The organism is Paenibacillus sp. JT22N1, from assembly GCF_059692155.1.
Genome location: NZ_JCAUAW010000006.1, coordinates 228482 through 240589, shown reverse-complemented (window position 1 = coordinate 240589; position 12108 = coordinate 228482). Strand labels below are relative to the sequence as shown.

The window sequence follows — 12108 nt, the reverse complement described above, 5'->3', positions numbered from 1 at the left end:
TTGACGAGGTGACTATCATGAAACCGAAACAAACGATTGTACATTTACCTGTCTATCAACCTGGTAAACCTATTGAAGAAGTGAAACGCGAGCTAGGTTTGACAGAAGTGATTAAGCTTGCATCTAACGAAAATCCTTTCGGTTCCTCGCCTAAGGTAAAAGCTGCGATAGAAGCGGAATTATCCAACATCAGCTTGTATCCTGATGGGGGAGCTGTGCAATTGACAGAAGCAGTTGCTGAGTCCCTTGGTGTGGCAACGAATCAGCTTATTTTTGGCGCAGGATCCGATGAGGTTATTCTGATGCTGGCGCGGGCTTTCCTTGTTCAAGGTGACGAATCAGTTATGGCTACACATACGTTCCCCCAATATAAGCATAACTGTGAAATCGAAGGAGCTGTGTCCATTGAAGTTCCTTTGAAAGAAGGTACACACGATTTGGATGGCATGCTTGCTGCGATTACGGAACGTACGAAAATTGTTTGGATTTGTAATCCGAACAATCCGACAGGAACGATGAATACCGATGCGGAGATTAAGGCGTTTTTGGCCAAAGTTCCAGATCATGTTTTAGTCGTTCTTGATGAAGCTTACTGCGAGTACAACACAACGGGGGAATTCCCGGATAGCATTGAACTAATTGGTCAATACCGCAATGTCATAGCATTGCGTACTTTTTCAAAAATTTATGGGCTGGCATCCCTTCGAATTGGTTATGGGATCGGACATCCCGATGTTATTCGATCGATTAATCAAGTGCGAGAACCTTTTAACACAACCAGATTTGCTCAAGCCGCTGCGCTTGCTGCGATTAAAGATCAAGACTTTATCCAAAGCTGCCGAGAAGCGAACACGGCTGGCTTACATTACTTAACAGAAGAGTTTAACAAGATGGGTCTGACGGCATTTCCGGCACATGGTAACTTCATCATGGTGAATGTTGGCCGGCCAGCTGCAGATGTATTTAATGGTTTGCTGCGTAGAGGTATCATCATTCGTGGAGGTCATATGTTGGGCTTCCCAACGTCGCTTCGGGTTACAATTGGCTCGCGCGAACAGAATGAGAAATTCATTGCCGCTCTAACACAGGTGCTTGCTGAGGTTGCTGTTCAGGCCTAATTTAAATCATAAAGGTTGATTTCATGACGAAAATTGCGATATTCGGTGTAGGGCTGATCGGTGGATCACTCGCCTTATGCTATAAAGGAAAACCTGGATTTACAGTCGTTGGTCACTCACCGAATCCGAAGTCAGTTGAAAAACTTCTTAAACGGAATGTTGTCGATACGGCAACAACTAGTATGGCTGAAGCTGTAGAAGGAGCGGACTACATTTTTCTATGTGTGCCCGTGGGTATGTTAGAGGAATATGTCCAGCAGTTAGTGGAGCTCCCCCTCAAAGATGGTTGTATCATTACAGATGTAGGTAGTACCAAAGCTTCAATCACTGAGAGTGCAGCATCCTTTGTCAGGGAAAACGTCTATTTCATCGGCGGTCATCCAATGGCAGGCTCCGAACGTCATGGGGTGGAGGCAGCTTCCTCGCACCTTTTTGAAAATGCGTTCTATGTCCTGACACCTGCAGAGGGTACACCACAAGCTGAGGTTGATCGTCTAACAGAGCTGCTCAAGAAAACGAAGGCTCAAATTGTTCAAGTAGGCGCCCGTGAACACGATGACATCGTGGGAGCGATTAGCCATTTACCGCATATTATCGCGGTAGCATTGGTTAATCAAGTAAGAGGCTATAACGAGACGAATCCGTTGTATCAAAATCTCGCTGCTGGTGGCTTCAGGGATATCACACGTATCGCCTCCAGTGAACCGATGATTTGGCGCGATATTCTTGTTAACAATAAAGAAGTGCTGCTTAAACTGCTCAAGGATTGGAATCTAGAAATGTCGCGGTTCATTAGTTTGTTGGAACAAAGTGACGGCGAAGGGATCGCTGAACAATTCCGTGTTGCAGGTGAGTTCCGCAGTCAATTGCCTGAACGCAGAAAAGGGATGATTACGTCCTTATTCGATATTTATGTTGATATTCCCGATCATCCTGGTATTATTGGTCAAATTACAACCTTACTCGGTAACGCTAGAATCAATTTAAGCAATATTCAAATTATTGAAAGCCGTGAAGATGTCCCCGGTGTACTGCGTCTTTCTTTTCGAAATCAAGAAGACGCCGACCGGGCATCTGAGCTGCTCAGTGGGCCGTACGCAGTACATGTATAAGGTTCATAGTTGTATGTTAAATAAGCTGTTTTCTTTCCTTTTTTGGGTAATTCGAAAAGAGGGAAGGGATCAGCTTATTTTATTTTTGTTAACAGATTCTCAAAGAAAAAGCTTCGTGATATAATGACATCTGTTCATATATATATTACATATTTTATTGTGGGGCGAACGTGATGAAGATCCAATTGATAGGGAAAAGTATGCTTATTTTGTTAATCGCTTTCATGAATTTTTTACCATCCTTAGTAAGAGCAAATGATGTTGTTTATTCAAATGAAGTTGTTGTACTGGTATATCACCATATCGATGATCAAGTACAGGGCTCCGTTACGATTTCAACTAAGCTGTTCGAAAAACAGTTGGAAGCTATGCAGCGGAAAGGTTATCATTTTATTAGCATGGATGAGTTTAAAAGCTTCAAGTCAGATGGGACGGCAATTCCCGATAATGCGGTGCTTGTTACGTTTGATGATGGCTACAAAAGCTTCTACACCAATGCTTTTCCGATACTCAAAAAAATGAGAATACCTGCTGTGAATTTCGTTATTACCAAAGATTTGGACAACCCAGGAGGAACACCTTTACCTTCCTTGTCTAGGGAAGAGATTAAGAAAATGAGAAAAGAGTTCGCTGGTATCGATTTTCAATGTCATTCGGATGCGCTGCATGCAATGAGCAATGGCAAGCCGATGTTGACCAACAAAATAACGCAAAACGGTCTAACAGAAACAGACGATGAATTCAAACAAAGAGTTCTGAACGATACTCATACGGGCCTTACTAAACTCATTGAAGTGAATGGCTCAAAGTCCGTCGATTCCTATGCGTACCCTTTCGGAAGCTATGATGATCATACGATTACATATCTTCAGGAAGCCGGAGTTAAGTTTGCCTTTACAACTAAACCAGGTATAACTATGAAGGATACGGATCCTATGCAAATCCCACGGATCAATGCAGGCAGTCCATTCATTCGACCACATTCCATAAATAATTTGATTAAACAAGCCATGAGGCATCAAATACAACCCATTCAATCTTAAAAAAATGAGTTGGTAAACGTTTTCAAAATAAGTATTGACAGAATGAAACCGTATACATATAATAAAAGTACAGTATGGTTTCTCTCCACTCCTATCCGATAATCGCACCATAAGTGCAACCGCCGATTCGGCGGTTTTTTTTTGTGCATATGTACCATATTTTTCTGATTTTATTATATAATGGGAAGGACAGTCTGTTGTGTGTATCAGACACTCTGCAAATTGAAATTTATCGAACAAATTGTCGAATCTAGCAGGAATTTCGTGATGAATCAAGAAGGTTTTATAGGCTCGTATTTTATTCATACATAAATTCATAATTCTTTTACAAATAACCGCAACTTTTCACTCCTGCCGCAGTACAACATGTATGAGCAGTTGGAGTGGTACCCGGGATCGTTAGGAGGGCCGCCACGTAATGACCGATTCCCAATTGATCAGAGAAATCAAGGATGGAAATGTTCAACTTTATAATGAACTTATGCGTCGTTACGAGCGTAAAATCCTTGCATTTATATTTCATATGTTAAAGAATACGCAGATGGAAGCCATTGCTGAAGATCTGTGTAACGAAACTTTTTATAAAGCGTATCGCAGTTTGCATTCTTTCCGTGAAATTGAGGCATCCTTTTCAACCTGGTTATACACGATTGCCCGTAATACGGTTCTGAGTGAGCTGCGCAAAAATAAAAGTGTTCAAGTCTCGCTGGAACAAAGTGGACTAATGCCACATGCATCCTTTGATGCTATGCCGGAGCAAGCTATGCTGCGTAATGAGAAAGTGTCTATGGTTCGCGAAGCTATTAATAGTTTACCAGAGAAACAACGATCGGCTTTGATACTTAGAGAGTACGATCAGATGGATTATCAGGAAATTGCGAACATTTTAGGCCAAACGGTAAGCTCGGTGAAGTCACTCTTGTTTAGAGCAAGGGCATCCGTTAAATTACAACTGGATCCTTATTTCAGTGAACCGATATTCGAAGAATCGAAGGGATGAAAGAGCATGAAGTGTAGTGAGATCCAGGAATTATTTGGAGTATATTGGGATTTGCCGAATGATGACCTGCGTCGTGCCGCGGTAGATGAGCATATAACAACTTGTGCCGAATGTGCAGAAGAATTTCAAATATGGGAAGAAAGTACGATACTCATTCGTACTGCAGCAATCGAGAGTGAGCTGCCTGATTATGAGCCAATGGTTTCGGGCAAGGTTATGAATCGAATTTACGAAGATGAGTCATGGCGAATTCCAGTTTCTGAACGTATGTATGCAATCTCTTACACGCTTAGACGGAATCTTACCGCTGTTATTGCTTTTTGTTTAGCCTTATTCGTATTCAGCTTCTTATTTGCAATCGTGTACGATGGAACGCCGCAATCTTCAATAGCAACTGCGGATAACTCCCTGTTTGATCTCCAAGCGCCGCAAGCCCTGAAGACCAGCGGTGCTGAATCGATGAATGGTCATAAGATGGGAGACGCGGTAGCGAGTCTGAATCCTAGTTTCATGGAACCTTTACGCTTCCACGTAGGACCTATTCACTCGTATCCACATTACTTACTGGTCGTTTCGATACTAGGTCTAATTGCTACAATCATTATTATGAATTGGTTGTCACGAACAAAAGCATAATGCTCCTGTAGGAGCATTTTTTATTTTATAGAGATGATGGAGGGGCAAGCAAATGACAACAATCGGATTCATACGTCATGGGAGTACAGAATGGAATCGTCTTGGAAAGCTGCAGGGGCAGCTAGATACGGAATTAACCGAGGAAGGCAGAGAGCAAGCTCGGTTACTTGGACTAAGATTAGCAAAAGAAACCTGGGATGGTATTATAAGCAGTGATCTGATGAGAGCAAGAGAAACTGCCCAAATCGTTTCAGACTTATCTGGCATACCCTTTATACGCACGGACAAGAGGCTAAGGGAGCGTAAATATGGGCAGGTAGAAGGAACTACCGTTGCAGAAAGAGAAGAGCGCTGGGGGCCCAATTGGAAGCTTCAGGAACTAGGTCAAGAGTCGGATGATGATCTATGGAAACGATGGACAGAGCTAGAAGAAGAATTGATTAAGGCTTATCCGAATGGGAAAATATTATTAATTTCTCATGGTGGATTTATCGTACAGATTCTTAGGGTTCTTCGCATGGATAGTGAAGATTTTCTACAGAATACATCGCTGACTATTCTACTTCGTCAAGAAGAGGGCTGGGAGCTTCAATTATATAACTGTTTAACTCACTTACATTCTATAACTGAATAATGGCTATAAAGTAAATCATGACTTTTTTGAAAGAGTCATGTTTTTTTATTTCAATTGGAATATTTTCGGTGAAAAATCCCATAATGGTTACTAGAAACCTTGGAGCTGAAAGCTTCGCTAAATGGGGGATGTAGGATGGAAATGAACCTAGCGGATATGCTCAGTTATGCCGATATCCATGAATTAGGCCGAATTGCTCATACCTACGAGTGTGAGTGTAATGGTCATTCGAAGAATGAATTGATTCAATCGATTTTGAGCACAGCGCTCCGCAGAGAGATTTTCGAAAAGCATATTCAGGGCTTAGCCTTGGAGGATATTCGGTTTTTGAATTCGCTGCTTTTCGATCCTCGCAATGCTTTCAGTATTGAAGAACTTGTCGCTAGAGTTCAACAATCAAGATTTCAGAAGGATGATTCGGAGGAATGGAATCCTCGGGATATGATCATTAAATTCAAGAAACTTGGATGGTTGTTTAACGGCTATTCACAGCAAACGAAGTTTTTGTTTCATGTCCCGCAAGATCTGAAGTGTAGATTTAGTGATGTTCTAACCGGTCAGTTTAAACAAAACCTGAAAACAACAAATGAACCCAATGTATATCGTGATGAGCAATTACTTATCGTCGATGACATATTTCATTTCTTGACGTACATCTCTCAAGAGCAGGAGATACCACTCACAGCGGAAGGGTCTATGTACAAAAGACAGCTTCAACAAATTCTCAATCGATTATCGGTTCAAGAAGAGATGGTATCCAAAGGGACATGGCGATTCGGCTATGGCCGCATGTTTAAAGAGTATCCGAACCGGTTTTCTTTCATCTATGATTATTGCTATTACAGGCAACTGATTAGTGAGCATTCACAAACACTTCGATTAACTGAAGAGGGTAAAGCGCGGCTGGTAGAAGGTAAGAAAGAAAACCTAGCAGAAGTGTATAAGTTCTGGCTGCGGCTTTATAAGAATCCGATTCCGAATGTCCAAAGCATTGTGGCTTGGATAGACCGTCTAGGTGGGCAATGGGTGACCATGGCATCACTAGGAGACGTACTTTGTAAGCTTGTTAAACCCTTCTATTATGATAGTTCTGAATCGATCGTGGAACAACGTATTCTGCAAATGATGATGCATTTGGGCCTGATTCGGATCGGGGAAGATCAGGAGAATGGAGCTGTTATTCAAGTCACCAAGATCGGAACGAAAGTGATTCAAGGAACATTTGTAGCTGAAGAAGATAAGGTTGTCCTCTTTCTGGATAAAGAAAGTATACGGTTCAAAGAAGACTTCAAGTAGATAGGTAAAGACACATTCCTATTGAATCGGGCTATTGAATGAAGCGCTAATGTACCGAGTGAATATGATGGAGTAGGGGCATACACAAGGGGTTGGCATACACCAAGAAACATACTAACATGTTTTTGCGAAAAAGAAGCTCCTGACAAACCGCGGACAACATTTGGAGGTAGGTCTCATGGGAAAAATGAATGTATCTAACGATGCGCTGCTGGCACTTTTCGCGGAAATGGTTTGGGATAATGCCATACGCAAATATAAAGAAGAAAATCTCTACAAAGAGATTGACCGCGCTTTAGCCAAGGGAGATCAAACTACGTTCCTAGCTCTTACATCTGAGCTTAAAACCTTACAATCTTTGGGTTAATTACTTATATGGTGGCGGCCATAGACACGTTAAAGAAGGGCATGTGAATCTTATTCACGTGTCTTTTTTGCTGTATATCGAGTGAAAAAAGAACTAATTCGACGACCCACGCGTCCATTAATTAAGAACATAATATCAAAACATAAGGAGACAACGAATGAAAAAAATGATAAAAAATCCCCGTATTCGAAAAGTAATGACATCCGTTCTTTTGATCACAGGTCTAATTGTAGGAGCAGCGTCTGTGTATGCCGCTTTTCTATATAACAAGTTAAATCAGACGCTGGATCATATTGCTGCGCCTGAAGCAAAGACAACATCAAATCTAAATGGAGAAAGTATTGTACCTACGCAAGCAACCAATCCCATTGAAAAGCCGCTAACGTTCCTTCTAACGGCAGTAGATGAACGAGAAGGTAATGAGGGATCGCTGAATACGGATGTCATGATGCTGTTCCGTATTAATCCGAAAACGCATCAAGGTACGGTGGTATCCATTCCAAGAGATCTGGAGATTGAATCAGATAAGTCAGGATTAGACGGATCTCATAAAGCAAATTATTTCTATGCTTATTATTACAATAAAAATAGAGACACGGCCCTTCTTGAAACCAAAAGATTGTTCAGTGATGTTTATCAAGTTCCAATTGATTATATGGCTGTTATTAATTTTGAAGGCTTTCGGAAGCTCGTCGATCAATTAGGTGGAATGAACGTCGAAGTAGATATGGATATGCGCTATCAGGATGATAGTGACGGAACGGATATTCATCTGAATAAAGGAAAACAGCAGTTGAATGGCAAACAAGTGTTAGATTTTATCCGTTATCGTAAATCCAATTTAGGTACTGCAGGATCCTCAGATATGGAGCGGAATCAAAGAGAACAGCTAGTACTTAATCAGCTACTAGATCAATTAACCACATTGAATGGTTTGACCGCTTGGGCGGGTGTACTTGACATCATTGGAGGATCCATTAAAACGGATATTCCAGCTGATGAGCTTCGTACATTTACGAAATCCTACCGTGACTTGAAGCCGGCAACCGTTCGCTACATCCAATTAAAAGGTGAATGGGAGAGTCCCTATCTGGTTGTGAAGCAGCAAGATCTGGAGGAAGCGCTTGGAGCGCTGCGTGGTCAACAATCGAGTGAGCAGATTGACAGTCAGATAAGGACGGATTAAAGTACAAGATGAGATTCATGACATTACATAGCTAGCGTACATTTGGCAAACAATAGGGGAGGACGATTCGTTGAAGTTTAACGATATATCAGCACAAGATTGGCCAGAATTGAAACCGTATTTGGACACCTGTTTACTTCCTTTGACGGGGTTGGCGGGGTTTGAAGATCCTGCACAAGTGACACTTGCGTTAGAACAGCTTCGTGATGCTCTGGAAACGATTGAAATTCCTTTCAAGGGCAGAGTAGTAACTTATCCAGCGCTTCACTACATAACGGGTACGGATATGAGAGAACAGTTGAACACCATCTCACTTCATTTAAAAAGAATGGGGTTCCGTTATGTAATCGGTCTTACTATACATACAGAAGCAGCACTTTGGAAATCAGAACAAACGGATTTGTTGATTGCTGTCGATATGGAGCAGTGGACGAGCCAATCGGAACTAATCAAATCAAGCATTTCCAAACAAGTACAAGAATTATGGCAGCAGAACGATTAACTTTAAACGGATAAGCGTATTAATGGAAAAAAAGTTGTGCAGGATAAGGGGAGAAATTAATTTCTATAGCTTCCAAAAAGTTGTGACAATTTCGTTAAAATTTGTCCAATGGCCGAGTTTTCAACCGCTGAAAAGGAGTTATGGATTCTTGACGACCTAGTAGACGTAGGCTATTATTAGTAATGTCCTAGTTATGTAGTGTAATGTCGAACGACACGTGATAGAGGTAACTGACGTCCGAGAGGGTTCGGACTTCGGCCAATGTAGGAGGGTAGACCTGAGAATGAGTGATCATAACAATCACAAAGAAGAACAGCATGGGAAGAAACCCGGGACCAAACGCGAAATGTCTCGTCGACAATTTCTTTCTTACACCCTTGGTGGCGCTGGAGGATTCATGGGAGCCGGGATTATTATACCGATGATACGGTTTGCTATTGATCCTGTCCTTCAAAAGAAGAGTGCAGCGGATTGGGTTAAAGTTGTCGAAGAAAGTAAAATTACAAATGTTCCACAAGCGTTTACGTTTCAAATTCATCAGGTAGATGGATGGTACGAAAGCGATGCTGAACTGGTTGCATGGATTTCCAAAGACAGCGGCGGCAAGCTCTTTGCGTTGAATCCAACTTGTAAGCATCTTGGATGTACAGTCAACTGGAACGATAATCCTGCTTACAAAGATCAGTATTTCTGTCCTTGTCACGGTGCTCACTATACGCAAGATGGTAAGAACCTTGCAGTAGCACCAAAGCCTTTGGATGAGTACACGACCAAAGTAGAGAATGGTTTCGTTTATGTGGGTCAACTACATGCTAACACAAGAGTATAAGGAGGCGTCAGCATCAGATGTTTAAAAACGTATACAACTGGATTGACGAACGTCTTGATATTACGCCAATGTGGAGGGATGTAGCAGACCACGAGGTTCCAGAGCACGTAAACCCTGCTCATCATTTTTCCGCTTTCGTATATTGCTTCGGCGGATTGACGTTTTTCATTACAGTCATTCAAATTTTGTCAGGTATGTTCTTAACCATGTATTACACACCTGATATTATCAACGCGTATGCCAGCGTTGACTATTTACAACATAAAGTGGCTTTCGGTGTTATTGTCAGAGGTATGCACCACTGGGGAGCCAGCTTAGTAATCGTGATGATGTTCTTACATACCCTGCGCGTGTTTTTCACAGGCTCTTATAAAGCACCCCGTGAAATGAACTGGGTTGTAGGCATGTTGATTTTCTTCGTTATGTTAGGTCTTGGTTTTACCGGATACCTGCTACCATGGGATAACAAAGCGTATTTCGCTACACAAGTAGGTATGAAGATCGCAGCAGCGGTACCGTTCGCGGGACCATATATTGAAACATTGCTGCAAGGTGGAAGCATTGTTGGCGCTCAAACATTGACTCGTTTCTTTGCCATCCACGTATTCTTCCTGCCAGGCGTTCTGCTAGCTTTGCTTGCTGGACATTTCTTCATGATTCGCAAACAAGGTATTTCCGGACCGCTATAATTGAAAGGAGGGTCAATGCGTGGCGCATGGTCATAAGTCTGACGAAAAAATCGTTTATGTGGGAGATTCCCGCGTAATAAAGAAATCACAAGAGCAACGACTGATTCCTAAAGATTATTCTGCATATCCGGGGAAATCAGAAGCGTTCATACCAAACTTCTTGTTGAAAGAATGGATGGTTGGTGTAGTCGTATTGGTCGGTATGCTAGTACTGGTCATGTCGGATCCAGCTCCGCTAGGATATCCTGCGGATCCTAAGAACACAGCGTTCATTCCAATGCCGGATTGGTACTTCTTATTCATGTATCAATTATTGAAATACCCATATACATCAGGAGACTATGTTGTTCTTGGTGCGGTTGTAGTACCTGGTTTACTTTTCGGCGGCTTGCTGCTTGCTCCTTTCTTGGATACAGGTAAAGAGCGCCGTTTCTACAGAAGACCGATCGCTTCAAGCTTGATGATTTTATCTCTTATCGCTTGTACGTATTTGACGTACACATCTTGGTCTCATTACCAAGTAGAATTGAAAGAGAAAAACATTGTTCCAGAACACATTAAGCGTGAGGAAGAGATGCACGCGAACAAAGGTGCAGCTGGTGGCGGCGGTGCTAAGGAAACGAAGAAATCCGCAGCTATCGTTGCAGCTGATGATCCTGGTGCAGAGATATACAAGAAAGCAACTTGCTTATCTTGTCACGGTGCTGGACTTAAAGGGATGCCTGCTTCTGGTGTACCTGCCTTACTTGGTGTTGGTGATAAGCATCCCCAAGATGAGATTCTTGGCATTATCAAGAATGGTAAAGGCAATATGGGTAAGCAATATCAAGCTAACATTGATAAAGGCTTAAGTGATGCTGATATTAATAAACTTGCTGAATGGTTATCCAAACAAAAAGCTCAATAAAAAAGGAAACCTGATCGCGAGAGCGGTCAGGTTTTTTTAGATAAGTTCGCACAAGAGGAGGAGCTTACTTGCAGCAAGGGTTGTCCGTTTCCTATTTTTGGAGCAAGGATTTTTTGCTTAGCAAAAAGATGTTGTGGGCGTTTTTCATTTCAAACCTTTTAGGAACCGTTTATGGCTATGAATGGTATTGGGCCCAAATGGTCGATACGATTGCTAATTATCCTGTTTGGTACGTATATTTTGTTCCAGACAGCCCAACAGCCAGCTTGTTTTTCACTTTATCAATCGGTTTCTTGCTTATAGACCGTTCTTTGGACCAGCAACCCAATAAGCTTTATCGAGCTATTCGCGGGTTTGTTGAAGCATTCGCATTGATTACTTCATTTAAATATGGAATCTGGGCGGTTGCCATGATTTGGACAGGGGCGTGGCAGGGTGTTCCAGTCGACTGGGATGGTTGGATGCTGACAGCTTCCCATTTGGCAATGGCTGTGGAAGCGCTGCTATTCGTTCGATGGTATAGGTACAGGCTAACGGCTATTATCATTGTCGCCATCTGGACATTTTGGAACGACTTCATGGATTATGAAAGAGGGATTTTTCCGCGATTACCTCGAGAACTTGATGACAATCTACTTACGATAGAATGGTTCACAGTAGGGTTAAGCATGACTGGCATATTGATAGCAATTGTATGCCTGCTTATCCGCAATAAAAGAAGTACATAACCGCATAGCAGCTGGTCTAAATTGGGACAAACCTCCATATGATGATGGTGAAGGAGGGGAT

The 12108-nt window shown here is 42.1% G+C and carries 14 protein-coding genes; all 14 read left to right on the top strand.

Annotation, left to right across the window (positions count from 1 at the left end; all coding sequences use genetic code 11):
• Positions 1 to 17: 17 nt before the first annotated feature.
• The 14 genes from hisC (at position 18) to AC58UU_RS14050 (ending at position 12047) form a co-directional block, all read left to right on the top strand.
• A complete protein-coding gene (gene hisC / locus AC58UU_RS14115) occupies positions 18 to 1118 on the top strand; it encodes a histidinol-phosphate transaminase (protein ID WP_497316560.1) in 1101 nt (366 codons plus the stop codon).
• A gap of 23 nt (positions 1119 to 1141) precedes the next feature.
• A complete protein-coding gene (locus AC58UU_RS14110; protein ID WP_497316558.1) occupies positions 1142 to 2230 on the top strand; it encodes a prephenate dehydrogenase in 1089 nt (362 codons plus the stop codon).
• Between the two features lie 224 nt (positions 2231 to 2454).
• Complete coding sequence (locus AC58UU_RS14105; protein WP_497316556.1) at positions 2455 to 3273, top strand: polysaccharide deacetylase family protein; 819 nt, start codon at positions 2455 to 2457, stop codon at positions 3271 to 3273.
• Between the two features lie 418 nt (positions 3274 to 3691).
• Positions 3692 to 4273 carry an RNA polymerase sigma factor gene (locus AC58UU_RS14100; RefSeq protein WP_497316554.1) on the top strand — a complete coding sequence of 194 codons (582 nt, stop codon included), beginning with the start codon at positions 3692 to 3694 and terminating at the stop codon, positions 4271 to 4273.
• A gap of 6 nt (positions 4274 to 4279) precedes the next feature.
• Positions 4280 to 4909, top strand: a complete 630-nt coding sequence (locus tag AC58UU_RS14095; RefSeq protein WP_171643370.1) for an anti-sigma factor family protein — start codon at positions 4280 to 4282, stop codon at positions 4907 to 4909.
• Between the two features lie 52 nt (positions 4910 to 4961).
• On the top strand, positions 4962 to 5543 hold the full coding sequence (locus AC58UU_RS14090) for a histidine phosphatase family protein (protein ID WP_497316551.1): 582 nt from the start codon (positions 4962 to 4964) through the stop codon (positions 5541 to 5543).
• Positions 5544 to 5684: 141 nt separating this feature from the next.
• Entirely contained in the window at positions 5685 to 6839 is a 1155-nt protein-coding gene (locus AC58UU_RS14085) for a hypothetical protein (RefSeq protein WP_497316826.1), read from the top strand.
• 178 nt (positions 6840 to 7017) lie between these two features.
• Positions 7018 to 7206: an IDEAL domain-containing protein gene (locus AC58UU_RS14080; RefSeq protein WP_047674234.1), complete on the top strand. Its 189-nt coding sequence runs from the start codon at positions 7018 to 7020 to the stop codon at positions 7204 to 7206.
• Between the two features lie 157 nt (positions 7207 to 7363).
• Positions 7364 to 8392 carry an LCP family protein gene (locus AC58UU_RS14075; RefSeq protein WP_497316549.1) on the top strand — a complete coding sequence of 343 codons (1029 nt, stop codon included), beginning with the start codon at positions 7364 to 7366 and terminating at the stop codon, positions 8390 to 8392.
• 70 nt (positions 8393 to 8462) lie between these two features.
• Positions 8463 to 8894 (top strand): DUF2487 family protein, encoded by a 432-nt coding sequence (locus AC58UU_RS14070; protein ID WP_497316547.1) that lies wholly within the window; start codon positions 8463 to 8465, stop codon positions 8892 to 8894.
• A gap of 283 nt (positions 8895 to 9177) precedes the next feature.
• Positions 9178 to 9723 carry a QcrA and Rieske domain-containing protein gene (locus AC58UU_RS14065; RefSeq protein ID WP_497316545.1) on the top strand — a complete coding sequence of 182 codons (546 nt, stop codon included), beginning with the start codon at positions 9178 to 9180 and terminating at the stop codon, positions 9721 to 9723.
• Between the two features lie 17 nt (positions 9724 to 9740).
• The gene (gene qcrB, locus AC58UU_RS14060; protein ID WP_029193037.1) at positions 9741 to 10412 is read left to right on the top strand and encodes a menaquinol-cytochrome c reductase cytochrome b subunit; all 672 of its coding nucleotides are present in this window, start codon (positions 9741 to 9743) and stop codon (positions 10410 to 10412) included.
• A 19-nt stretch (positions 10413 to 10431) separates the two neighbouring features.
• Positions 10432 to 11319: a menaquinol-cytochrome c reductase cytochrome b/c subunit gene (locus AC58UU_RS14055; protein ID WP_171643365.1), complete on the top strand. Its 888-nt coding sequence runs from the start codon at positions 10432 to 10434 to the stop codon at positions 11317 to 11319.
• Positions 11320 to 11387: 68 nt separating this feature from the next.
• Positions 11388 to 12047 carry a DUF1405 domain-containing protein gene (locus tag AC58UU_RS14050; RefSeq protein WP_497316542.1) on the top strand — a complete coding sequence of 220 codons (660 nt, stop codon included), beginning with the start codon at positions 11388 to 11390 and terminating at the stop codon, positions 12045 to 12047.
• Positions 12048 to 12108: the final 61 nt, after the last annotated feature.

Bases quoted from the DNA above. Each gene is read 5' to 3' on its own strand.
- AC58UU_RS14090 (WP_497316551.1), top strand. From the start codon at position 4,962: ATGACAACAATCGGATTCATACGTCATGGGAGTACAGAATGGAATCGT.
- AC58UU_RS14105 (WP_497316556.1), top strand. From the start codon at position 2,455: ATGAATTTTTTACCATCCTTAGTAAGAGCAAATGATGTTGTTTATTCA.
- AC58UU_RS14085 (WP_497316826.1), top strand. From the start codon at position 5,685: ATGAACCTAGCGGATATGCTCAGTTATGCCGATATCCATGAATTAGGC.
- AC58UU_RS14075 (WP_497316549.1), top strand. From the start codon at position 7,364: ATGAAAAAAATGATAAAAAATCCCCGTATTCGAAAAGTAATGACATCC.
- AC58UU_RS14095 (WP_171643370.1), top strand. From the start codon at position 4,280: ATGAAGTGTAGTGAGATCCAGGAATTATTTGGAGTATATTGGGATTTG.
- AC58UU_RS14110 (WP_497316558.1), top strand. From the start codon at position 1,142: ATGACGAAAATTGCGATATTCGGTGTAGGGCTGATCGGTGGATCACTC.
- hisC (WP_497316560.1), top strand. From the start codon at position 18: ATGAAACCGAAACAAACGATTGTACATTTACCTGTCTATCAACCTGGT.
- AC58UU_RS14100 (WP_497316554.1), top strand. From the start codon at position 3,692: ATGACCGATTCCCAATTGATCAGAGAAATCAAGGATGGAAATGTTCAA.
- AC58UU_RS14080 (WP_047674234.1), top strand. From the start codon at position 7,018: ATGGGAAAAATGAATGTATCTAACGATGCGCTGCTGGCACTTTTCGCG.
- AC58UU_RS14065 (WP_497316545.1), top strand. From the start codon at position 9,178: ATGAGTGATCATAACAATCACAAAGAAGAACAGCATGGGAAGAAACCC.
- qcrB (WP_029193037.1), top strand. From the start codon at position 9,741: ATGTTTAAAAACGTATACAACTGGATTGACGAACGTCTTGATATTACG.